The organism is Planomonospora sp. ID67723 (genome assembly GCF_015711605.1).
Classification (GTDB): Bacteria; Actinomycetota; Actinomycetes; order Streptosporangiales; family Streptosporangiaceae; genus Planomonospora_A.
The window spans coordinates 925,475-948,377 of sequence record NZ_JABTEZ010000001.1 but is presented as its reverse complement, the minus strand read 5'-3'; the positions used below and the strand labels follow the sequence as shown (position 1 = coordinate 948,377).

At 69.4% G+C, this 22,903-nt stretch carries 19 protein-coding genes and 8 tRNA genes; 11 read left to right on the top strand and 16 right to left on the bottom strand.

The annotated features are described in order from the left end of the window. The first annotated feature begins 342 nt into the window (after positions 1-342). Positions 343-705 carry a hypothetical protein gene (locus HS041_RS04445; RefSeq protein ID WP_196439226.1) on the top strand — a complete coding sequence of 121 codons (363 nt, stop codon included), beginning with the start codon at positions 343-345 and terminating at the stop codon, positions 703-705. A gap of 311 nt (positions 706-1,016) precedes the next feature. Here HS041_RS04445 and HS041_RS04440 read toward each other — a convergent pair whose 3' ends face one another. Continuing rightward, positions 1,017-1,568, bottom strand: a complete 552-nt coding sequence (locus HS041_RS04440) for a PM0498 family protein (RefSeq protein WP_196439225.1) — start codon at positions 1,566-1,568, stop codon at positions 1,017-1,019. A gap of 403 nt (positions 1,569-1,971) precedes the next feature. Next, positions 1,972-2,262 carry a hypothetical protein gene (locus HS041_RS04435; RefSeq protein WP_196439224.1) on the bottom strand — a complete coding sequence of 97 codons (291 nt, stop codon included), beginning with the start codon at positions 2,260-2,262 and terminating at the stop codon, positions 1,972-1,974. Between the two features lie 268 nt (positions 2,263-2,530). Here HS041_RS04435 and HS041_RS04430 point away from each other — a divergent pair, with 268 nt between their 5' ends. Further along, the gene (locus HS041_RS04430; protein ID WP_196439223.1) at positions 2,531-3,064 is read left to right on the top strand and encodes a site-specific integrase; all 534 of its coding nucleotides are present in this window, start codon (positions 2,531-2,533) and stop codon (positions 3,062-3,064) included. Between the two features lie 58 nt (positions 3,065-3,122). Here HS041_RS04430 and HS041_RS04425 read toward each other — a convergent pair. From HS041_RS04425 to HS041_RS04400, 7 genes are all read right to left on the bottom strand, one after another. Further along, positions 3,123-3,198: transfer RNA gene (locus HS041_RS04425), tRNA-Ala, on the bottom strand. A gap of 115 nt (positions 3,199-3,313) precedes the next feature. Then, positions 3,314-4,030, bottom strand: a complete 717-nt coding sequence (locus HS041_RS04420) for an HAD-IA family hydrolase (protein WP_230878412.1) — start codon at positions 4,028-4,030, stop codon at positions 3,314-3,316. A 55-nt stretch (positions 4,031-4,085) separates the two neighbouring features. Beyond that, entirely contained in the window at positions 4,086-4,205 is a 120-nt protein-coding gene (locus tag HS041_RS38070) for a DLW-39 family protein (protein ID WP_211264163.1), read from the bottom strand. A gap of 345 nt (positions 4,206-4,550) precedes the next feature. Then, positions 4,551-4,835: a GNAT family N-acetyltransferase gene (locus tag HS041_RS04415; RefSeq protein ID WP_196439221.1), complete on the bottom strand. Its 285-nt coding sequence runs from the start codon at positions 4,833-4,835 to the stop codon at positions 4,551-4,553. Positions 4,836-4,930: 95 nt separating this feature from the next. Then, positions 4,931-6,088 carry a glycosyltransferase family 4 protein gene (locus HS041_RS04410; protein ID WP_196439220.1) on the bottom strand — a complete coding sequence of 386 codons (1,158 nt, stop codon included), beginning with the start codon at positions 6,086-6,088 and terminating at the stop codon, positions 4,931-4,933. Next, complete coding sequence (locus tag HS041_RS04405) at positions 6,085-6,972, bottom strand: sulfotransferase family protein (RefSeq protein ID WP_196439219.1); 888 nt, start codon at positions 6,970-6,972, stop codon at positions 6,085-6,087. The genes HS041_RS04410 and HS041_RS04405 overlap by 4 nt, the downstream gene beginning before the upstream one ends. Positions 6,973-7,088: 116 nt before the next feature. Beyond that, entirely contained in the window at positions 7,089-8,339 is a 1,251-nt protein-coding gene (locus HS041_RS04400) for an MFS transporter (RefSeq protein ID WP_196439218.1), read from the bottom strand. A 229-nt stretch (positions 8,340-8,568) separates the two neighbouring features. Here HS041_RS04400 and HS041_RS39920 point away from each other — a divergent pair, with 229 nt between their 5' ends. After that, positions 8,569-11,232 (top strand): putative bifunctional diguanylate cyclase/phosphodiesterase, encoded by a 2,664-nt coding sequence (locus HS041_RS39920; protein ID WP_196439217.1) that lies wholly within the window; start codon positions 8,569-8,571, stop codon positions 11,230-11,232. A gap of 66 nt (positions 11,233-11,298) precedes the next feature. On the opposite strand, the gene HS041_RS04390 is transcribed toward HS041_RS39920, so the two are convergent. Then, on the bottom strand, positions 11,299-12,777 hold the full coding sequence (locus HS041_RS04390; RefSeq protein WP_196439216.1) for a hypothetical protein: 1,479 nt from the start codon (positions 12,775-12,777) through the stop codon (positions 11,299-11,301). Between the two features lie 392 nt (positions 12,778-13,169). Further along, positions 13,170-14,372, bottom strand: coding sequence for a sensor histidine kinase (locus HS041_RS04385; RefSeq protein ID WP_196439215.1), 1,203 nt, complete (start codon positions 14,370-14,372; stop codon positions 13,170-13,172). Positions 14,373-15,194: 822 nt separating this feature from the next. Here HS041_RS04385 and HS041_RS04380 point away from each other — a divergent pair. The 7 genes from HS041_RS04380 to HS041_RS04350 all read left to right on the top strand — a co-directional run bounded on the left by HS041_RS04380 (position 15,195) and on the right by HS041_RS04350 (position 15,970). Then, positions 15,195-15,265: transfer RNA gene (locus tag HS041_RS04380), tRNA-Ala, on the top strand. A gap of 40 nt (positions 15,266-15,305) precedes the next feature. Further along, positions 15,306-15,379 (top strand) — tRNA-Pro (locus HS041_RS04375). Between the two features lie 14 nt (positions 15,380-15,393). Continuing rightward, positions 15,394-15,465: transfer RNA gene (locus tag HS041_RS04370), tRNA-Gly, on the top strand. Between the two features lie 144 nt (positions 15,466-15,609). After that, positions 15,610-15,684 (top strand) — tRNA-Gln (locus HS041_RS04365). Positions 15,685-15,691: 7 nt separating this feature from the next. Beyond that, positions 15,692-15,763: transfer RNA gene (locus HS041_RS04360), tRNA-Gly, on the top strand. Position 15,764: 1 nt separating this feature from the next. Continuing rightward, a tRNA-Leu gene (locus HS041_RS04355) sits at positions 15,765-15,839 on the top strand. Positions 15,840-15,898: 59 nt separating this feature from the next. Next, positions 15,899-15,970 (top strand) — tRNA-Val (locus tag HS041_RS04350). Between the two features lie 103 nt (positions 15,971-16,073). Here the strand turns inward: HS041_RS04350 and HS041_RS04345 are convergent. Further along, positions 16,074-16,994 (bottom strand): AEC family transporter, encoded by a 921-nt coding sequence (locus tag HS041_RS04345; RefSeq protein WP_196439214.1) that lies wholly within the window; start codon positions 16,992-16,994, stop codon positions 16,074-16,076. A 130-nt stretch (positions 16,995-17,124) separates the two neighbouring features. Continuing rightward, on the bottom strand, positions 17,125-17,541 hold the full coding sequence (locus HS041_RS04340) for a hypothetical protein (RefSeq protein ID WP_196439213.1): 417 nt from the start codon (positions 17,539-17,541) through the stop codon (positions 17,125-17,127). A 248-nt stretch (positions 17,542-17,789) separates the two neighbouring features. Between HS041_RS04340 and HS041_RS04335 the strand changes: the two genes are divergently transcribed. Continuing rightward, a complete protein-coding gene (locus HS041_RS04335) occupies positions 17,790-18,404 on the top strand; it encodes a DUF6461 domain-containing protein (RefSeq protein WP_196439212.1) in 615 nt (204 codons plus the stop codon). Between the two features lie 253 nt (positions 18,405-18,657). On the opposite strand, the gene HS041_RS04330 is transcribed toward HS041_RS04335, so the two are convergent. From HS041_RS04330 to HS041_RS04320, 3 genes are all read right to left on the bottom strand, one after another. Next, positions 18,658-19,323, bottom strand: a complete 666-nt coding sequence (locus HS041_RS04330; RefSeq protein WP_230878723.1) for an SEL1-like repeat protein — start codon at positions 19,321-19,323, stop codon at positions 18,658-18,660. Between the two features lie 499 nt (positions 19,324-19,822). Then, a complete protein-coding gene (locus HS041_RS04325; RefSeq protein WP_196439210.1) occupies positions 19,823-20,623 on the bottom strand; it encodes a GAF domain-containing protein in 801 nt (266 codons plus the stop codon). Between the two features lie 646 nt (positions 20,624-21,269). Next, complete coding sequence (locus HS041_RS04320; RefSeq protein WP_196439209.1) at positions 21,270-22,562, bottom strand: NsdA family TPR-like regulatory protein; 1,293 nt, start codon at positions 22,560-22,562, stop codon at positions 21,270-21,272. Positions 22,563-22,903 lie beyond the last annotated feature (341 nt).

The window sequence follows — 22,903 nt, the reverse complement described above, 5'->3', positions numbered from 1 at the left end:
TCCTGTTCAGGTAGTGAGAGACAAAGCCGGCGTCAAGCCTGACGGACAAGCTAGGGGGCGAAGCCGCCCCGCGAAAGAACACCTGATACCGATTCCGCCGAACGACGAGGTCATCTACCGACTGGACGACCGGTGCAGGCGGCTCTGCTTGGCGGAAGCCGGCACAGACGACCCATCCACCTCATAGCAACGGCCGGTCCTCACAGTCAAAGCAGCGGTTTCCAAGAAGACTACGTTCCGAGCGACAACGCCTGCGCTGACCAGGGCAGAAGCCTTCGTCGGCCCTCACCCACCAAAGATCATCCCGCACATATCCCACGCCCGGCCCGTTACCTTGGTGATGTGTCAGACGGCGAGCGTCACCTATCGGCCGAGGAGCAGGCTGTCATTCTGGCGTTGCTCACGCAGGACTTCCCCGGCGCACAAGAGCTTCGGGCTCAGGTCTCTTCGGCGGTCGTTGTCGGACGCTGCGGGTGCGGATGCGCGACCGTGGATCTCCGTCCGGGATCAGAACCTCCCGCTCTCGAGGCCCCCGTACAGGACGGCGTGCTCGTCTCCGCCCACACACGAACACGCGGTGACGGCGTACTGCTTTTCGTCGAAGACGGGCACCTCTCGTATCTGGAGGTCTACGCCACCGAAGACGAGCCAGCTCCGCTTCCCCACCCCGAAGACCTCACCGTGGAGCCCATAGGTTCCTGGTAATGACGCTTGCCAAGAGGGTCACGAGGGAACCGATGCACAGATCCAGCAGTCTGTACCGGCATGCGAACGGTGGGGTCTGGGCCTTCTGATCCATAGGTCCCCGAACGGCCTCCAGGATCATTCAGACCCGTTCGTCCTGCTGCTCGCCCAGACTCCGGCCGTTCAGATCCGCCCGACTCGGTTCGTGATCGTCCGTTCGGGCGGCTCCCAAGATGGCTCCTGAAACCGGATCGGTGCTGTTCCCTCCACCGGACCGTACTCGGCAACAGCGGCCCACTGAGAAACCCGCCTACAGCGCATAACGAGCACGTTCAGGGATGGCGGTCGATGACGACCATCATGTCCGGGTCGTCCGGCTTCCTCAGGACATCGTCGATCCACTCGTCCCCGGAGCGGATCTGGTGAAAGCGGAACACGACACAGGTGTCGGACGCACCGCCGATAACGCATCGGACGGGAACCGGCTCCGACAATGCTCGGATGAGGTCGAACACGCTGTCGGCGACGACCATGCCGAGTCGGAGCAACAGGACCTGATCGTCACGGCTGATCTGCGGCTGCCCATCGAGGTCCGTCACCTGTACCGGCGCGTAGTCCTCCAGATGGAAGGCGTTGACGTTCCACTCGTAGCCGGATAGGTCCTGCCAGCCCATCTTGGTGATCGCCGCCGAAGCGGAAGCCGGCGCGCCCACCCATTGGCCGACGTGCTCGGTGAATATCCAGGCGCCCTCGTTGCAGGTGAGTCCCGAGGCGAGTTTGTCGCGGAGCTCCTGGCTGAGAGCGGGAACGGTGGGTGGCGGATCGACGGCTGCCAGCGGTTGCAGCGCGGATGCCGCCGCCTCGTTCATCCGGATGGTGAGCACCTGGGCACGGTACCGGCCCCAACATCGGATCACCAGTTTGGAAGACTGCGGTACGGGATCGTGTGACCTGCTGCGGCGCTGGTCACGCGGCTGATCGCGTTCTCCGTGGTCCCGTGTGATTCCCCGTGGGTGACCGTCCTAACGGGCACGCAGCGGGCACAGATCCACCCGGCGGGAACCCGCACATTCCTCCCCTGCCTGATCTTCCCGTCTGCCTCGTCCCACCCGAAGGGCAGCGGGCCGACGACGGAGGATCAAGCCCGTCTTGGCGTGTCCGTTCACCGGTCGCCGTTCCTCGGTCATTGGATGCCAACGGGCACAGACGGGCTTGAGCCGGAGGAGTCGGGCTGCTGGGCTCTGCCTGGGACGTGGCAGGCGGGACGATCAGGCCCCACCTCAGCCCTTACAGTTCTACGGGCTCGTTCGGACGATCATCCCGGAGCCGAGCGCCCCCGCCGGAGGCGTCTTTTCCCTCGTCAAGCCGCGCGACAAGTGCAGACATGATCCCAGAGAGGACCGCGATGACTCCCCCGAGTGTGACGACGACTGCCATCGCAATCATGAACAGTGTTTGTGCGGTAACTGGCGCGTCTTCGTCGGGGAAGTTGGAGACCAGCAGGAAGCTGCTGATGGTCGGGAAGATCCAAGCTGTCATGGGAAGGAATTTGAGGCGGTCCTTCAGGGACGTCGTCATGGCGGTTGATCGTAGGACAAAGGGTTCCGGGGCAATAGATCTCCGACCGGAAGCGGAGCGGCCGGCGCCGATCCGAAGGACGCCGTAAGCGCCGCGTAGCGGTCGGGGCCGGTGGTCGAAGCGACCTTCCGGGCGGCGGTGCGGACCTCGGTGCGGCGAGTTGGTTGGGTACGGCGCGGCGGTCGTACGGCGGGCGGCCCCGCGGGCGGGTCCGGCCGGGACCGGCCCCCAGGCCGCATGCCCGGACGGATCCCGCAGAGGGGGAGCCGTGGCGGCGGCGCGACGCGCCGCCGCCCTTGACGCCGGAACCGTACGGGTGGAACGCCAGTTGATGCAGATCACCGGCAAGGGGCTCGTCTTCACCGAACCCAAGTCCGCGGCAGGCAGGCGGACGGTGGTGATCCCCGAGCTGATCATCGAGGACCTGCGGGAGCACGTGAAGGACTTCACCCAGGGCGGGGACAAGGGTCTGATCTTCGCGGGGCCGGATGACGGGCCGCTCCGCAACACCAACTTCAACCGTCGCGTCTGGACGCAGGCGCTCCAGGACACGGGCCTTCCGAAGATCCACTTTCACGACCTGCGGCACACCGGCAACACCCTCGCCGCGAGCGCCGGAGCGTCGATCCGGGAGCTGATGGAGCGCATGGGCCACTCCAGCACGCGCGCCGCGATGATCTATCAGCACTCGACGGACGAGCGGCAACGGGAGGTCGCCCGCAAGCTCGACGACCTCGCCCGTGGGGCACTTGGGGAGCGATCGGGCACGCAACGGGCACGGGAGCCGGACGAGGCCGAATGAAGATCAAAGCCCAGGCGAGGCGACCATGCCTGACCTGGGCTTTTTCATGTCGTAGAGGTGGTGGAGCCTAGGAGATTCGAACTCCTGACATCCTGCTTGCAAAGCAGGCGCTCTGCCAACTGAGCTAAGGCCCCGAGATCCACGCCGACGGCCTGCAACGATGCGGTACGGCGTGCTTCAGTCGTACACCGTAGCAACAGCCCGTGCCTTCTCGCCACTCGGTTCGGGCGGCGCCGTCTCCGGCAGCGGTCAGCGGGCGGAGGCGGAGACCGGGGAACCCACCTGGTCGCTGCCGAGGACGAGGGCGGGGAAGTCGGCGATGGACTCCAGGATGTGGGTGGCGCCGCCGTTGAGCAGACGGTCGCGGCTGTGGACGCCGGTCAGGACTCCGGCCACCACCGAGGCTCCGGCACGGCGGCCGCAGAGCATGTCGCTCTCCGAGTCGCCGGCGACCGCGACCTGGCGGACGTCCTCGATGCCCAGCCGCAGGACCGCGGTGAGGATCATGTCCGGCATGGGGCGGCCACGACCCGCGTCCTCCGGGCACAGGGCGAGGTCGATCTTGTCGGACCAGCTCAGGGCGGCCAGGACCCGGCCGAGGGTGGAGCGGCTGAAGCCGGTGACGAGGCAGATCTTCACGTCGGCGCCGCGGAGCTTGTCCAGCGCCTCGACGGTCCCCGGCAACGGGAGCAGCCCGGACCGCTCGATCACGCCCTCGTAGGAGCGCTCGAAGGTCAGGTTGGCCGCTTGGGCCTGGGCCTCGTTGTCGGGGAAGATGCCCCGGAAGACATCGATCTTGGGGCAGCCCCGGGACCGGTGCACGTGCACCATGGCACGCGCGTAAGCTCCGGTCCCGGGCACGATGCCCTGCGTGGCGATCGCCTCGGCGAACGCCCGTTCGACCATGGCGACGTCACCGATCGTGGTGCCTGCCAGATCCAGACAGGCAAGCTTGATGGGTGTCATTCCCCCAACCTTGCTAAGGATCATGCGGGCACCTCGGTCGGTGGACCCGCGTTGATCAGTTCTCGCTGCCGGTCGCCTCGGTCCAGAGATCGAGCTCGGCGCGGTCGGCCTGGACCTTGCGCCAGACCAGCAGCCCCCCAAGAGCGACAAGCGCCAGAACGAGCAGCTTCTTCACGGTGTGACCCCACTTCTCGACGGTCTCACCTGCCGGGGTGAGACAACGCCCGGTTCCAACGGTTCCTTGCAGCCTAGCAAGGGATCGAACGATGGCCCGGTATGCGCGTAATCCGAGAGTGGCGAATCCGAGTTTACCCCGTGATTTTCGTCACTACTCCGCACAGTTCGCTTCCACATGATCACGATCAGCCATGAGCTCGACCTCGAACCCGTCCTCGTTCCCCAGACGGCCCAGTCCCCACCGGCGTACGGGTGCCGGTGGGCGGACATCAGGCTCCACCCGTGTTCCGGCGCCGTCGCGGCCGGCGCGTCCACCCGTTCCGTCCGGCTCGGGCCGGTTCGATCAGGCTCCGCCGACCAGGTCGGCGTACTCGGGATGGCCGTCGATCCAGGACTTCACGAACGAGCAGCGGGGGACCACCTTCACTCCTTCGGCCCGCGCCGCGTCCAGGGCCGTGCGGACGAGCAGGCCGCCGATCCCCCTGCCCTCGAACGGGCCGTCCACCTCGGTGTGGGTATAGACGATCACGCCGTCCCTCCGGACGAACTCGATCTGGCCTGCGTGCTCACCGTCCACCTCGGCCTCGAAGAGGTTCTTCTCGGGCACGGCCGTGACCTCTACGGTCATCGCGGTCTCCTCCTGTCACCGGCTGTCCAGATCAGCCGATCGTGCACGCCGTTCATTCCCGGACCAACCCGGCGACCGGATCGCCGCAGATCGGCTCAGATCTCCCGCTGCCCGGACATCAGCCCGGCGAACAGCCTTTCCCACATCGGCATCACCCGGTCCGGGGCGTACCCCCGCACGGTCTCCAGGGCCGCAGCCCCCATCCGCCCGCGCAGTTCCCGGTCGGCGACGAGGCGGCCGAGGGCCTCGGCGAACGCGTCGACGTCGCCGGGTGGGACGAGCAGCCCGTCGATCCCGTGGGTCAGCACGTCGGCCGGGCCGGTCGGGCAGTCGAAGGCCACGACCGGAAGGGCGTGGGACATGGCCTCGATCATCACCATGGGCAGGCCCTCGAACCGGGAGCTGAGCGCGTACAGCGAGGCCTGCGCCAGTTCCTCTCCCAGCCGGTCGCTCTGGCCCATGAGCGCGACGTTCTCCCGGAGTCCGTGCTCCTCGATCAGCGCGTGCAGCTCGTCCTGCTTCTGGCCGGTGCCGTAGATCCGCAGCCGCCAGTCCCGGTGCTCGCGCACGACCTTCCCGAACGCCGGGATGAGCAGGTCGAAGCCCTTCTGCGCCACCAGCCGGCCCGCGGCGGCCACGACCCGGTTGTCGTGGGAGGACAGGCGCCTGCCGAGGGTGCCGACCGCGTTGGGGATCCGCACGACGGGGGTGTCGGGCAGCAGGCGCTGGTAGTCGGCGCGGTCGGTGCCGGTGAGCACGACGACCGCGTCCAGCTTCCCGTAGTGGCGGGCGATCTGCCGCCGGACGGGCTCGCGGTGGGTGCCCAGGTTCATGTGCTCCTGGGCCACCCGTACCACGCTCCGGGGGGTACGGCGGGCGGAGATGAGGTTCAGCGCGGGACGCGTGGTCACCAGGACCCCGTCGTCCAGCGCGGAGACGCAGTCGATGACGGCCTTCTCCACCCGTTCGGTGAAGTAGCCGGCGGCGGGCTCCCCCCGGGGGACGATGCGCCCGCGTACCCTGCGCCACGCCTTGCGCGCGACAGAGTCCGCCGTCGCCCCCCTGCGCTGGTCCACCAGGGCGGTGAGCCTGACGCGCGGATCGACGTCGAACCTCGGCTGCCTGCGGCGCCGTACCACGCTGATGATCTCGACGTCGTGTCCCGCCTCCGCCATCGCCCCGGCCTGGTTGATCACTGTCCGGATCGTCCCGCCCATGCCGTAGGCGTGCAGGAGCATGTAACGGATCTTCATGAGTCGTCCGCCAGATACCCCCAGCTCCGGCAGATCGCTTTCAGCGGTTCGGGGATCTCGTCCATTGCGGGGAGGTCACGGCCCCGCTGCACGGTGCCGGACCGGATCTTGTCCTTCCAGTCCCCCAGCCCTTTCCTGATCACGACCTGCTCACCGTACGAGATCATGCCCGGCTCCCACGGGACGGCCAGGAACTCGCAGAGCCGACGGGTCTGCGCCTCCGGCTCGGCGGTCAGGTCCTCGTAGCGGACGGTCAGGCCGGGCAGCGCGGTTCGGGCCCGCTGGACCGCCTTCATGTAGCGCAGGGCGTCCAGCGCCGCCTCCTCCGGAGTCCGCTTCTCCGGGCTGGCCTCGTGCCAGGAGGCGGCGACGGAGGCCGGATGACGCAGCAGGAAGACGAAGCGGGCGTCGGGCCAGCAGGTGGCGATGCGCTGGAAGGCGAAGGCGTTGGCGGGGGTCTTGTCCACGATGAAGGACTTGCCGCTGCGCACCAGCTCCCGGTGCAGCACCCGGTCCCAGAGCAGGTGTTCCAGGTCGGCCTGGTTGTGGCCGAGCGCCTCCATGGCCTGGCGCGAGAGCGAGGTGCCGAAGCCCACGGTCAGCCGGCGCACGTGCAGCTCGTGGGGGGCGTGCAGCATGGAGTGCGCGCCCAGCACCGCCCGCAGCAGGGTGGAGCCCGACCTGACCGGCGAGAGGATGAAGATCGGCGCGGTCAGCAGCCGGTCCGTCTCCGGATCGGCCGGCGGCCGGACGAGCTCACGAGCCGCGGTCTGCGCGGCGGCGGTGGCGGCGGCTCCACGTGCCAGGCGCGCCTCGTTCGCCCTGGTGATCCGGAATCCGGTGAACCTGACCAGGGCCTCGTTCACTGTGCGCTGCCAGTCCATGCCGAGGCACGCTACCCCGCTTTCCTGGCAGTTCACTGGGTGTGCGCACCGACATGCTCACAGGAAACTTCCGGGTACGGCTCAGGCCCGAGATGGCATGGAATGCACCCGTGCCCTCAGCCGACCAGTGCCTCCCCGGCAGGTTCCGCGGCCCGGAGCCCGCGCACGCCCGGGGAGAGCAGCGCGGCCAGAGACGACAGCACGACGATCGCGGCGCACCCGATCAGCGCGGGCCCGGGACCGATCAGGACGGCGGCCGGTCCCGCCACCAGCAGCCCGATCGGGCCGAACATCAGCGATCCCAGCGCGTCGTAGGAGCTCACCCGGGACAGCGACTCGGCCGGGACCTCCCGCTGCATCGTGGTGCTCCACAGCACGCCGAAGACGTCGAAGCAGACGCCCATCACGAACGCCCCGGCGACGACCGTCCACAGCGGGGCCTCCACCCCCAGCAGCAGGTACGGCAGAGCCGAGGGCAGCAGGACGACCGTGGCGAACAGGATGGGGCGCCCGGGCCGCAGTCGCAGCGCGACGACCACCCCGACGATCATGCCGATCGCCTCGCCCGCCAGAACCGCCGACCAGGCGAGCTCTCCGCCCAGGCGCTCCTTGGCGACCAGCGGGCCGAGCACGCCGTGCGCGGCCTGCACGGCCATCACCAGCACCGAGAACTGGGCGACGACCACCCACAGCCACTGCCGGGAGCGGAACTCACGCCAGCCCTCGCGCAGGTCGGCGAGGACCGAGCGGCTCTTCTGTACGGAACGTTCCACGGGGGTGAGACGCAGCATCGCGACGAGGAGCGCCGCCACGGCGAACATGGCGCCGCTGACGGCCAGCGCCCACCCTCCGCCGAGCAGCACCGCCGTGGCTCCGCCCATGACGAGCCCGGCGACACGCGCGGAGTTCGCGCCCAGCCCGAGCAGGGCGTTGGCGGTCTGCAGCCGGTCGGCGGCGACGACGTCGGGGATGATGCCGGTCAGCGTGGGATAGAGGACCGACATCGCGATCCCGGTGGCCGCCGCCGCCGTGGCCAGGGCGGGCAGCGGGGTCCACCCGGTGAGCAGCATCGCGGCGAGGGAGAAGAACGCCAGCGCGTTGAGCGTCTCGCTGGCCGTCATCACCCGGTTCCTGGGCAGCCGGTCCGCGATCACCCCGCCCACGAGCATGAACGCCACCATCGGCAGCGCCTCCGCGGCGAGGACCACCGAGAGCGTCGTGGCCGTCGCTCCCGGCAGTCCGAGCACGCCGAAGGCGAGGGCGACGGGGGCGAAGGAGGTGCCCAGCACCGAGATGGTCCGGGCGGCGAGCAGCAGGGAGAAGCGCCGGTCCCGGAGCATGGCGAGATCACTGCGGTAGCTCTGCACCGGACGGCTCCTTCGAAAGTTGCAAAGGAGTTTTATTTTGCCGTTCCGCCGGTGCGCTGTCGCTTCAATAAACCGCCCTCGGCGGCGGGTGAAACCCTCATGCCCGTCCTCCGCTCGTCGATGGATCCTCGACGGTGGCATCGAACTGTAGGAGTGGGACATGTCAGGAGATCGGGCGTTGCCCGCCGGGTCATCCGGTGGTGCCTCGATCCGAGCCTCGGCATGGCCCGTGTTCGCGATCGGCGTGATCGCCCTTTTCAGCGTGCTGTGGTTCGCCGCCGGCCTCACGCACACCGTTGACCCGGTCGTCGGCTGGGTGCCGGTGCCGGTGGGCCTCGCGCTCACCTCCTACACCTGCCTGCGCGTCGCCCGGCTCGGCACCCTCGACGTCCCGGTCCGGCTGCTCTGGCGGCGCTTCGCCCTGTCCCTGAGCCTGCTCGTCATCGGCGTGATCGGCGACGCGGTCGACGTCTCCGGAGGACGCGACACGGCGCCTTCGCACGTCAGGCTGCTGGCCACGGTCGTCTACTTCTGCGCCGTCCTGGTGATCTTCTGGGGGCTGCTGCGCACTCCCGTGGAGCGGCGCTCACGCGGTCAGTGGCTCCGGCTGGGTCTCGACGCCGGCATCGTCATGCTGGCCATCGGCATGTTCGTCCTGTACTACCTGCTGCTGGGCGGAGCGGAGCTGACGGCGGTCACCGGCTCGTGGTGGTCGTTGCTGACCATCTCCGCACTGGGCTGCTTCGTGATCCTGGCCGCGGTCAAGCTGGTGCTGACCGGCGCGGGCCCGCTGGACCGCGGCGCCCTGTGGCTGCTGGCCCTGGCGGTCCTCTCCGCGACCGCGCTCGGCGCCCTGCTCACTCCGCTGCTGACCGATCATCCGTACCTCTCCTCCGTGCAGATCGCCGTACCGGTCGGCTGCCTGTTCATGGCCCTGGCCGCCGAGCGGCAGCGGCGCGCCCCGGCCTCGCCGACCCGGACGGCCGGACGGCCGTTCAGCCTGCTGCCGTACGCCGCGGTCGTGTCCACCTATCTCCTGCTGCTGGTCGCCACGCGCGACGCCGACGGAGTGAGCCGGCTGGTCGTGATGGGCGTGATCGTCCTGACCGGCCTGGTGATGGTGCGGCAGATCGCAGCCCTCTACGACAACGCCCGCCTTCTGGCCCGGCTGGACTCCAGCATGCTGGAGCTGCGCCAGCGCGAGCGGCGTTTCCGCTCGCTGGTGCAGAACTCCTCCGACATCACCTCGATCACCGACGCCGACGACAGGCTGGTCTACACCAGCCAGAGCATCGAGCGGGTTCTCGGCATGCCGCCCGAGCACTGGTTCGGCCGGACGGTGACGGACGGCGTCCATCCGGACGACCTTCCGGTGATACGGGACCACCGCAGGCTCCTGCTGGCCCATCCCGGCGCCTCCTCCACCTGCCGGGTCCGCATGCGGCACGACGACGGCTCCTGGCGCTGGCTGGAGATCTTCGCCACGAACCGGCTCGACGATCCGAGCGTCGCCGGGATCGTCAGCAACTCCCACGACATCACCGAAGCCCTCCGTTTCCAGGACCAGCTCGCCTACCAGGCCAACCACGACGCCCTGACCCGGCTCGCCAACCGGGCGCTGTTCGCCGAGCGGACGTCGGAGGCTCTGGCCGCCGGTCGCGACGTCGTGGTGGCGTTGATCGACATCGACGACTTCAAGACCATCAACGACCGGCTCGGGCACGGCGTCGGCGACGCCCTCCTGATGGAGGTCGCCGACCGGCTGCGGGAGCGGGCCGAGCCCGGTGACACGGTCGCCCGGCTCGGCGGCGACGAGTTCGCCCTGCTGCTGTGCGACGTCCCGGACGGCGACGCCGACCGCGTCATGGAAGGCGTCCTCGCCGTGCTCGGCACCGCCGTACACGCAGCGGGTCACGAACTGCTCGTCCAGGCCAGCGCCGGCCTGGCCGCCGGCACCGCGGACACCGACGCCAACGAGCTGCTGCGCCGGGCCGACCTGGCCATGTACGCGGTCAAGGAGCGGGGCAAGAGCGGCTACCGGTGGTATGCCGAGAGCCTGGACGCCCAGGCGGTCGAGCACGCCCAGATGGGCGCCGAACTGCAGCGGGCCCTCGCCCGAGGTGAGCTGTTCCCCCTGTACCAGCCGGTGGTCACGCTGCCGGACGGCGACGTGCACGGGGTGGAGACGCTGGTGCGCTGGCGCCACCCCGAGCGGGGGATGATCTCGCCCGCGGAGTTCATCCCGGTCGCCGAGCGCAACGGCATGATCGTCCAGATCGGCGCGTGGGTGCTGCGGCAGGCATGCCTGCAGATGGTCGAGTGGCAGCAGACGTACGGCACCGCGGCTCCCATGCGGGTGGCGGTGAACGTCTCCGCCCGGCAGTTGCTGGAGCCGACCTTCGCGCAGACCGTCGCGGACGTGCTGGCGGAGAGCGGGCTGAGCCCGGACAACCTGCTGGTGGAGATCACCGAGACGGCGGTCTTCGACGGCGGCCCCGCGCTGGAGACGGTCCAGGCCATCCAGGCGCTCGGCGTCGCCATCGCCCTCGACGACTTCGGCACCGGCCATTCCTCACTCGGCCTGCTGCGCACCTGCCCGGTCGACATCCTCAAGGTGGACAAGCTGTTCGTCGACGGGGTGGCCGGCACGGTCGAGGAGGCGGCGATCGCCACCTCCATCGCGCAGATCGCCCAGGCGCTGCGGTTGGGCGCGGTGGCCGAGGGGGTGGAGACCCCGGCGCAGGCCCGGCGCCTGTACCAGCTGGGATACCGCCTCGCCCAGGGCTTCCTCTTCGCCCGGCCGCTCTCGCCCGAGGACGTGGGCGCCCTCCTGGCGGCCCGGGCCACGGGCCGCGGCACCGGTTCCGCGGAACCGCCCGCGCTCGCCGGCTGAGCACCGCCTCCCCGCAACGGCCCTCGTCACCGGCCGGCACCGGTGACGAGGGCCGTTGCGGTCCGATCACGGCCGGGGTGCGTCCCAGGCGGGGGAGAGACGCGCCCGCCAGCCACCGGGCAGCGTCACAGCGCGCCAGCCGGCGGCGTACCGGGGTGCTTCGACACCCGTGTAGACCAGCAGCAGCCGGTCTCCGGACTCGACGGCCTGCCGTACCCGCTCGGGCTGCCGACCGGGGAAGCGACGGACCAGCCCCTGCGATCGGCAGCCCAGCATGTAGCCGATCTGGACGCCCGACTGCCCGTAGACCATGCACGGTGCCCGAACGCCCATCCGGCGCAGTTCCTCGGTGGCGAGCCGCACCCGCTCGCGGCCCTCGTAGACGATGGCGGACATGCGGCAGGCGTAGCCGCCCTGGAGCACGAGGTGGGCCAGCACGCCGGAGACCGCGAACACCGCCGCGGCGCGCCGGACCGGCGGGCGGCCCCGTCCCATCAGCGTGATCACACCCGCGGCGACCGGCAGGGCGAGCAGCGCGTAGGCCGGCATGAGGAAGCGTGGGGCGGCGTAGTCCACGTAGAACAGGTACGGCGCCGCCACCGTCAGCGCGGTCACCGCCGCCAGCAGCAGGGGACCGGGACGGCTCCGGTCCCGCCAGGCGGCGTGCAGGCCGACCATCGCCACCAGCGGGATCGCCAGCCACCAGGTCAGCGCCAGCGGGGAGACGTCCCCGCAGTCGACGCCCCACCGGCACAGCGACGGGCCGTCCAGGGCGCGGGCGTGCTCGACGACGGAGAAGGTCAGGCCCGTCCGGTTGGCCTCCCCGGCGGCGTGCATCCGGGCGGCGGCGCCGCCGTATCTCAGCACCGCCTCGATCAGCCACTCGCCCCACCCGACGGCCGTCCCGGCGACGACGGCGGCGAACGCCCGGATGCGGCGCGGGCGCCGCAGCAGCGCCACGGCCGCCATGGGCGCGGCGACGACGAGCGCGTCCGAGGGACGCACCAGGGACACGGCGGCCAGCGTCCCGCCCAGGCCCGCGATCACCGCCCGGCCCCGGCCCGGCAGGCAGAACAGGCCGGTGGCGGCGACGGCGCCGAGCGCCACATAGAGGTTGGGCATGGCCTCGTTGCCGTAGAACAACGACAGCCAGCAGCCCGCGAACAGCAGCGCGGCCAGCGGGGCCGTGTACCCGGGGCGCACGCGGGTCCAGACCAGGAAGGCGCCGAACAGAGCGAGCGAGGAGAGCGCGGTGAGATAGAGGCGCAGCGCGACCACCGAGTCGGTCAGCGCGGTCACCGGTGCGACCAGCAGGGGGACGCCCTGCGCGCGCGGCGCGCTGAAATCGGCCGGCGGAGCGTGCGCGGAGAACTGGCTGGCGTAGATCGCCTCGTCCCAGCCGATCCCCATGCGGGCGGAGACGACCGTCAACTGGGCCGTCCCGTACAGCACGGCGACCAGCCCGAGCAGGACGGCCGGCCGGGTGAGCGGATGCCGCGGCGACCGCACCGGGGAAGGGGCCGCCCGCGCGAAGGTGCTCGTCATCGGGGTCCGCCCGGGCCGCACCGCCGGGCGGTCGTCATGGAGGTCGTCATGTCCGTTCTCTCTCCTGGTCGCTGTGGGTGACCACCGCGACGGCACCGCCGGAGGCGGGACGACGGAGGGGACGGCGGGATCCGGTGTGTCGGCGGGTCTCCGCCGGCGTGTTGTTCCGGCCGGCGGCCACGCCCTGTCCCTGGAGCCCCGCCCGGTTGCTCCGGGCGGCTCTGCCGGCGTCATGGCGGGACGGCCGTACCTGCTCAACCGGAGGTTGGGATACCCGGACCCGGCCTGGCCGAGTGCACCGCCCGCGTCAAGATTCGAGAAACCGGCCGAGACGATCGTTCGACCGGAGATCCAGCGGAGCCCTCAGCGGGCCGGGTGGCTGGTGTCCCCCTTCACCCGGCGGCCGGGGGAGCGGCCGGCCCGGCGGCGGGAAGGGTGACGGTGAAGCGGCTTCCCGGATCGGCGGGGGAATAGGAGACCTCTCCACCGTGGGCGTGGGTCAGCTCCCGAGTGATCCACAGTCCCAGGCCGACCGACTCGGGGGCGGTGTCGGCGCTGCTGAAACGGGAGAACAACAGCGACCGCTTGCTCTCGGGCACGCCGGAGCCGTGATCGCGCACATGTATGCCGATCATCGGGCCGACCGGCTCGGCGCTGATGACGATCGGCGGCGCGCCGTGCCGAATGGCGTTGGTCGCCAGGTTGATGAGGATCTGCTCCAGTCGCTCGGGGTCCGCCCGGACGTGCAGGCCGGCGGGCACATCGACGATCACCGGGGCGCTCAGGTAGCCGACGGCCTCGTCGACGGCGGCGCGCAGCTCGACGGGGCGCAGGTCCAGGCGCAGGCCGCCGTGGCTCTCCAGCCGTTCGGCGTCCAGCAGGCCGGTGGCCAGCCGCCGGATGCGGTTGATCTGCCGCAGGGCCATCGCGGCGATCTCCTGGCGCTGCTCGTCCACCAGGTCATCGCCGCCCTCGGCCAGTGTCTCGACCGCGAACTGCGCCGAGGTGAGCGGAGAGCGCACGTCGTGGGCCAGGGTGGCGGTCAGCGCCGCCCGCCAGCGCTCCATCCGGTGGATGGTGTCGCGGTCGCGCCGCTGGTGGTCGACCTGACGGGCGATCACCACCCCCACCCCCACCAGCACGAAGACGAACAACGCGGCGCTGATGAGCGTCCGTGCTTCCTCGCCTGCGGCGAACCGCGGAGGCAGGTAGACCAACGCCATCAGCGGTCCCAGCGCCAGGACGGCGCCGGCCGGGAAGTGCAGGCCCACCCAGACCACCAGCAGCATGAGGAACGGCGCCGTGCCCGCGGCGGACCCGCTGGAGTACCAGGCGGAGACGCCCAGGATCACCAGCACCGGCAGGCACAGCACCAGCGGGGACAGGGCGCCGAACCGCTGCCAGGGCAACCACCAGGTGACGGCGGTCAGGACCAGCGAGACCGCGAGGATGCCCGTCAGCAGCATCCTCTCCTGGGCCGGGGCCGACAGCAGTCCCGCCGCGGCCAGGACCACACCCAAGGCGAAGATCATCGCCATCTGCCGGGCGGCGGCTTGCGGGCCTTCGCCGAGCACGGACCACTGTCTGGTCATCATCACTCCTGAGGTGTGTCGCCACCCTCCACCATATCCACGAGTGATCGACTCCTTACGGAGAGTGGGGAGCGGCGGCCCTCCCGGACCCCGCGCCGGGCCGGCGAGACCGACGCCGTCGGCCGTACCCCGCAGGGCGGTCTCACCGTCGCCTCCCGAGCCCGCCGTCGCACGATTCGGCCGGCGACCGGCATGCCGGTCGAATGACGCCGCCCATCGGTCGGAACTGATTCCATGACGCGGGCGGGCGAATTGGAAACCGCCTCCTCACGACCGGCGCAGGGCGGAACGGTTTACCGGAAAAAATCACTTGGCGTCCCGGCGGGGATAACTTACTCTTGAAATACAGAGACCAGCCGACCGACCATAAGGACCGCCCATGAACGCATATGAGGCCATCGTGCCGCAGCGGCACGAGCCGCTTCTGCCGTGCGTCCCCGGCGGCGGGCTCGCTCCTCCCGGGGCATCCGTGTAAGCACTCCCTGCACGGAAGCCGCCCCGGGAAGCCCCCGACGGGCGGCTTCGTCGTTCTGCGGCGAATCCGGGAGCGGAGGCAGTCGACACGGGTGTGCGTCGCCGACGGCTCCGATAGGGAAAACCGGCGCATGAGGATCCGGCCCCGCCATTCACGCGGATAATTCTTCACGCCTGCGTGCGAAAGGGCCGGGTACGCGAACTTGACAATTCCACAGCGAACGAAAAGCGTTTTGGAGAGCTGCCTTTCCCGCCGCGACCGCGGCGGGCCTGCGCCGCATCGGCGGCGGAGGCGCGGCAGGGCCCGTGGGCCGCCCCGGCGTCGGAGCGGGCCGCGACGAGCACTTCCTCGGGCTGATGGTGAAACGGGATCACGCCTGCCTTGCAAGCAGGAGTTCAGGGTTCGATTCCCTGTCCGTCCACGAGGCACCTCACGCGCGGCGGCCGAGCCGCGCGACCTTCCCGAGTGTGGGGCAGTTTGGCAGCCCGTCTGCCTTGGGAGCAGAACGTCGCAGGTTCGAATCCTGCCACTCGGACCGGAGGTGCCCACGCCGCAGAAGCCGAACCGGTAAGGCGGCTGGCTTCCACCCAGCAGGACGGGGTTCGAGTCCCCGCTGCGGCTCTGCCCTGAAAGAAGAGGGCATCGGGTCACGTACTCGGCGACGGGAGTGGCGACCCCCGCCCGGTTCACGGCCCGTTCGCGTCCGTACGGCTCACGCCACCCGGATCGGACGCACGACTCGCGTGCCCAGCGCGAGCGGCGTGATGCCGGATCGTCCAATCGGCAGGACATCCGACTCTGGATCGGGAAACGGAGGTTCGATTCCTTCTCCGGCAGCCACGCACCCGTGGGTGAAGTGTCAGCGGAAGCACACGACCGTGCCAAGGTCGGAGGACGGGTTCGAGTCTCGTCACCCACTCGCCGCTCTGGCCCAATCAGGCAGAGGCGCCGCGCTCAGGACGCGGAGGTTCCGGGTTCGAGTCCCGGGGGCGGCACGACGGCTCGGGAAGGTCCGAGCCCGACCTCACCCCTCGATCCGGCGTGGTCCGCCGGACGGCCTGTAGCTCAGCGGAAGAGCGCCGGTCCTACCAACCGGGCGTCGCAGGTTCGAACCCCGCCGGGCCGACCGTGATGGTCCCGAAGCGGTCGGGGGGCCGGATCGCGACTCCGCAGGAACGGAGATCGCAGCCATCTGGACGATGAGAGCGTTCCGGGAGCAGAACCGGTCCTCACCCGAGCAGACCGCTGATCGCGGTCATCATCGGAATGGAGATCAGGGTGCTGATGAGTACGGCACGGCGGGCGAGCCGCTTGGCCGTGCCGTAGTGCACCGCGTAGACGTAGATGTTCTGCGCGGTCGGCAGGGCCGCGAGAAGCGTGGCCGCGAACAGGATCCCGCCGTCGAGCCCGAGGGCGAAGCGGCCGACGAGGTAGGCCACACCCGGTTGCGCGAAACACTTGAGGGCGACGGCCAGCACGACGTCACGGGCGTGGCCGTCCTCCTCGATCTGCCGGGCGCCGCTCAGGCTGAGGCCGTACGCGATCAGCGCCACCGGCACCGCGGCCGCCCCGACCAGCTCGATCGGGCGCATGAGCATGACCGGCAGCCGGACGCCGGTGAGCGCGACCCCCAGCCCGAGCAGCGTGGCGACGGTGAGCGGGTTGCGCAGCGGCCGGCTGAGCACCTCCCGCACGGATGTCATGCCCGAGGTGTCCCGGTCCAGCAGCAGGAACGCGACCGGTGCCATCACCAGCAGCTGGGTCAGCAGGATCGGCGCGATGAGGGCGCCGTCGCCGAGCACGTAGACGCTGACGGGGATGCCGAGGTTCCCCGCGTTGACGTAGGACGCCGAGAGCGTGCCGATGACCAGTTCCGACCGCTCCCGGCGCCAGACCAGACCCCCCACGACGAGGAACACCGTCTGGGCGAACAGCACGCCGGCGAGGTTCGTCACGAGCACCGGCGAGAAGATCGACCTCAGGTCGGCCGCGGCGATCGTGGTGAACAGCAGGGCGGGCGTGGCGACCATGAAGGCCAGCCGGGAGAGGACCAGCTCGTCCTGCGGGCGCAGGGCGCCGCCCACACCGGCCAGGTAACCGAGAACCGCGACCGCCACCAGTACGGCGAAAGCCCCGACGACCTCCGACATCCCCCAAGGACTCCGCTCGAACCTCGACGATCGACCGCGACCCCGACAGTCTGCACCAGCCACCCGGCTCAGCCGACGGCGGCCCTCAGGCTGTCGCGGACGGGAGACACCGGAGCGTGACGGCGCGCTTTCAGCCGGCGGGGCCGAAGGTCCGAGCCGGCGAGGGCCAGGGGTAGGCGGGATCCCTGGTGATCTTCACCTGCTGGGGCGCGTCACGGGGGAAGGCCCAGACACGGCCCAGGGTGCTGGTGGCGGTCACCGTGGTGGCATCCAAGGTGACGTCGGCGAACGGGTTGGACGCACAGGAGACCGCGAGCCATTCGAGGGTGTGGTGGTCGTCGTCCCGGGTCAGGGCGACCCAGCCGATGCTGCCGTGGTCGGATGACTCGCCGGCCAGGGCGCGGCTTCCGGCATCGGTGCACGAGGCGAGCGTCGTGTCGACGTCCATCCAGTCGTTGGGGGTCCACGCGGTGGCGCGGAGCAGCTCGCACCAGTGCCAGTCCTCTGCCTCCGCGTCGTGGAGCCGGTCGTACGGGGAGAACCGCATGAGGCTCATCACCGACACAGAGCCGTCGGAGAACACGATGAAGTCTCCATAAGGTGCCTTCCGGGCACGCCAGCGGTCATACACGTGATCTGGCCCCCTGCCGGGTGAGTCCGAACGGTGCGGCGTCCGCTGCAGCTTGAGTCCGCGTGCTGCAGGGATCACCCAGGTGGACCCTATGCTCCTGGAACGACGGCTGTTTTGTCGGGGACGCCTGCCACGATGATCCGCAATCGATGAGGGGAGTCACGGTGTCGGACATTCGAGGGAGCTTCGGCTGGCTCTCCATGGAGGACGGTCCGTTGGGCCAGATCTACGGCGTGTCCTTCGTCCGGGGTCTCTCCCCCCACGAGGTGTTCGCTCGTCTCGACGTGGACGTGGAGACGATCGAGGAGAAGACCTTCGAGGAGCTGGAGGACGACGCGTACGAATACGTGGAGGAGTCGAACGGTAGCTACGCCGGTTACGTCGGCGCCGTGGAAGTGGACGGCTGGACCGTGCTCATCGAGCCCTCCGACTGGAGGGTCGCCCTCGAACCCGGTGTGCTGGACCGCCTCTCGCGAGGGACCGAAGTCGTCTCGGTCGACCGGCACGCCTACGCCTCGGACAACTTCGTCCACGCGGTCGACGGTGATGTGGTCACACGCTTCGAGCCCTCGGCACCGCATCTCCGCTCAGGCGGCGATCCCGACCGCTGGGTGAGCCAGATGCGTGATGTCGGGCTCGGCCGCCGCACGTCCGACGACCCCGCTCCCGATGATCACATCGCAAGCACGTTCGCCCTGGTGAGCATCATCACGGGCATCGGCTTCTCTCCCGAGGTTCTGGACATGACGTTTCTGGGAGCAGCGATCAGGGAGCAGTGATCGCCTTGGGCCAGTTGCCGAGCTGGAGTCCGGTCATGCCGCTGCGGTGCGAACCTGACCGAACTGGCGCACCATCCGGAGGAGGAGACCCGGCTGGAGCACCAGCCCTGGCAACGCATCACGATGAACCGGGACCGCACTCCGTAGGCGGGCGTGGCGGCCTGGATCTGGAGGGACGGCGCCGCCACGCCTACCCTGCGGCTCCCTGCTCAAGCAGCGGAGAAGAACCGCGGTGAACGTCCCCTGAGGGATCTCACGCACGGCGTGACGCTCGCAGCCGTGCCGCCTCCTTCTCTGCTTCCTGGCCTCCTCGTTCGGCGACGCGCTCATACCAGCACAGGGCTTCTTCGCAGCGATCAGTTTCCGCCAAGAGAAGAGCGAGGTTGAACATGATCGCCGTATAGACCGGGTAGTCCTCGTCACTCGGCTCGTTCAGATCACCACCGTGATCGTCCAACGCTCGCCGGTACCACGCTTCGGCCTCCGCCTCACGGCCCGTCCGCTTGAGAAGGTCGGCCAGCCGGTTGCGCGCCTGGGGATAAACGCGTTCGGCGGCCTCCCGGTACCAGCGCTCCGCCTCCTCCCGCTGCCCGTCCTCTTCGAGGAAGACACCCAGGTTGTAGTGCGGCTCGACGGTGTCACCGACTTCGGCTGCGCGACGCATGAGGCGGATCGCCTCCTCACGGTCGTCGTCCTCGATGAGCAAGGCGAGGTTGACCATGGCGACCACCCAGTCTTGCTCCGCCGCTGATCGGTACCAGTGGATCGCCTCATCACGACGGCCGACGTCATGGCATAACGTGCCCAGCAGACTCGCGGCGTTGGCGTGTCCGGTCGCGGCCACCTGCTTCAACAGCGGTTCGGCTTTCTCGAAGTCGCCCTTGAAGAACAGATCCTCCGCTTGGCGGAACAACGTCATGCGATCCACACCGCAATCATGCCCGTACCATTCATGGACGTAGCGACCCGGGGCGCAGGGCCGCCAGGCGCGAGCACCGAAAGCGGGGCGGCGGCCGGCAGCACACACCCGTGGCGGCAGGTTCGGTAGGCGGGTGGCGGCTTGCGTGTGCCGGTCCGACGGCGCGGGCCGAATCTTCCCCCGCGAGGACGGGGAAACGCAGTAACCTAGAAGGTCAAAAAGGCACTTGCCGAATTGACAAGTGCCATTTGAGCTGGGTGGGGCTACCAGGACTTGAACCTGGGACCTCTTCCTTATCAGGACCATCCCGGCCGTGATCAGGGGTCCGCAACCCGGCCCTGAACAGTGCTGGACGGACGTGGATGTGAGCGGTTGTGTGCTTCTGTTGCAGTACTCGTTGCAGTACTGCTAGACCGTTGAAGATAAAACCAGCGGTCGACTGTGCTCAGGTCGGTCCGGTCGGGGCCGATGATAGCTTCGCCCACGCCGTCCGTTCACATCAGCGGCGTGGGCTTTTTTGCGTAGGTCCGTTGCCTGCCCGCTCTTGTCCGCTTTGCGTGAATGCGGCCAGGCGGGTGTTGAGGCTGGCCAGCAGCATCAGCTCGTCGATCAATTCCGCCAGGGGTCCGTTGTCACGCTTGATCGTCTGCACGAGGCTTCCGGCCGTGGTCTCGTCCAGGTGCCCGTCGTGGATGAGTTGCAGGTAGGCGCGCAGCGTGCTCAGCGGGGCGTTCAGGTCGCCGGTGACGCGACGCAGCAACCGGACTTCCCGCTTGCTGATCTCCTGGAACTGCTTGAGTGCCTCGGCCTGATGCTGGGCCTGTAGCAGGTTGGCGGCGCTGGTGGCCAAGGTCGTCAAGGCGCGACGTTGCGCGGGAATGAGCTCGCGCGGGGTGTGATCCATCACGCAGATGGCGCCCAGCGCATGACCGGCGGTGCTGATGATGGGCACACCGGCGTAGAACCGTGCGTGCGGCTCGCGGGTCACGATCGGGTCGTCACGGAAACGCTCGTCGGCCAGAGCATCGGGGACCTCAAGCAGCTCCCGGGTGGAGATGACATAGGGGCAATACGACGACGTCTGGTGCCCCCAACTGGTCGCGGCGATGCCGAAGTGGCCTTTGAAGTACTGCCGATCCTCGCCGACCAGATTGACCAGTCCGATGGGTGTCTGACAGGTGCGGGCCGCCAGCTCGGCGATGGCGGAGAAGTCCGGTTGCGGGAAGGTCTCCAACGCGCCCAGGGCGTGCAGCTCGGCCAGTCGTTCGATCTCGTCACTCGGCCATGGGATGACTGCCAAGGTGATCTCCCCCCTCGCCTACTGGCGGTGGTCCGTTAGCGGTCAGGGGGGTGAGCGGGCCAGAGCCGTGCCTGCCTCTCAGCCTAACCGCTGGTCACAATCGTGCAGGAGGGAGGCCGCACGGAGATCGGTTGACGAGGCGAACGTCTGGGATGGTGCGGAAACGGCAGTCAGCGGAAAGGCGTGCTGTCTGCGTCACGCTGGTCTCCGGTGGGCCGGGGCTGAGGCACGAAGCCTCGGACCGTCGATCGCCCCCAGCCCCGTATGGAGATCAGCCGTCATCAGGCGATCGTGAGGGAGCAACCTGGTTCGTGGCCTAGAAGGTGCAACGCGGTTCGGGAGCTGAGAGAGCGAGCGGCCGGCGCCAATGCGAAGCACCCGAAGGGCCTCGAAGAGGTTGGGGCCGGTGGTCGAAGCTCTCGCCCATGGGCGGCGGTGCGGACCCGGTACGGCGAGTTAGTTGGGTACGGCGCGGCGGTCGCACGGCGGGCGGCCCCGCGGGCGGGTCCGGCCGGGACCGGCCCCCAGGCCGCATGCCCGGACGGATCCCGCAGAGCGGGAGCCGTGGCGGCGGCGCGACGCGCCGCCGCCCTTGATACCCATAAGAACAATTCGGCAATGATCCACAGTGGTCTTGAGCCGGTGGCTAGTCCAGTAGTTCTGGGCGTCGGGTACTCAGAGCACGGCGGGCGGTCACGAAGCGCTCGTGGAACTCCTCAGCGAGGGCTTCACGCCGGTAGCGCTGGCGGAGTACTCGATCCAGGTCCGCGGCGCGGTTGACGAGGTCGGTAAGGGATCGGCGGTCGATGTCGAAGGCGGCCATGCCCTGTTCCACGGCGGCATCGAGGTCGCCGCGTCGGGCGTGGACGATACCGAGGTCAATATGGGCGTCGGCGACCCGCATAGGGGCGTTGGAGGTACCGTCCGGCCGAGTGTGCATCTGGATCGTGTCGCGGGCGTGTTCTTCGGCGCGGTCATTGTCTTCAAGCCAGGTGTAGGCGGTGGCGGCGTAGAAGACCCACTTGGCGTGGTCGAACACGAAGTGATGGTCAGGGTTCTCCGGGAGCGGGAGCCTGCCCAGGATGTCGGCTCCTCGGGTGAGGGCCTTGTCGGCTTCGCGGCGGTCGCCGATGCGGGCCAGTCCGCGGGCCTCTTGCAGGGTGAGTTGCACCATGGCGCTGGATTGGCCGGCGGCGGCCTGGCCCATACGGGCGGAGGTGACCACGTCCTCGTAGCGGCCCTCGACGAGAGCGAACCACGCCGACATCTCGTAAGCCCAGCCCATGAGTTCGCCGTGCCCGACCTGGCGGCCCATCTCGTATGCGGCGCGGCGGGCGGTCTCAGCCTCTTCCCGCTCGCCCAGGTCGTAATGGACGCAGCCGAGTAGTGCGGTCAGCCATCCGGTGATTACCAGGAGTTCCCGGTGCTGGTCGAGGGTGACCCGGCCGGACAGCAGGCGGGTGATCTGGGCGAGGCGCTTCTGTGTCCGGTCGCGCAACGTGGCGGCGGGTACGACCGGATAAGCGCGGCACAGCAGATCGACGGCCTCGGCGAGCGCTTCGAGCGTGCCGTTCCCGACGTCGGATGCCTGGAGCTGCTGGGCGAGCTCCATCGTGCCATACAGGTCGGCCTCGGCCCGGAGCGCGTCCGCAGGAGGCATCACGGTGGCCTCGATCAGGCGGCTCTGACCGCGCCGGTTCTGGCGGAACCCCAGGGCTTCGGGCTGCAAGCCGGTCAACTGGGCGAGGGCGAGCCGATAGGGCGTGTGCGGCCAGGAGACCTCGCCTGCTTCCCACCGCCGGATTCGCTCCTCATCGCAGTTCAGGCGTTCAGCGATACCGGCCGGGGTGGCGTTGATTCGGTCGGCCATATCGGCGCGGGTGAGCCGGTGCTCATTGCGCCATGCTCGGAGTTGGACGTTCGGGATGTTGTCGGGCATCTCGGGTCTTCCTCGCGGCTGGGGGACTCAAGAGGGGGGAAGAAGGGGGGCTTTTCGGGGGTCCTGCCATTCGGAGATTGCCGGTGGACTTGCCATCAAGCAACCACCGTACGACAGCCCGCCTTCCGCCGCAGGGAGCGCGGTTCACATTCAAGGAGATGGCGACGGTGACCCGGCCAGACGACAACAGCGCAACACGCCCCTGCCCCGCGTGCCGGGGTCGTGGAACCAAACTGCGCCGCTCGCGCCGTGGTCTTCTCCTCGGCGAGAGCAGCCCAGATCACGAGACGTACGGAGAAACAGAATGTCTCGACTGCCTCGCAAGCGGCCGGGTCGAAGGG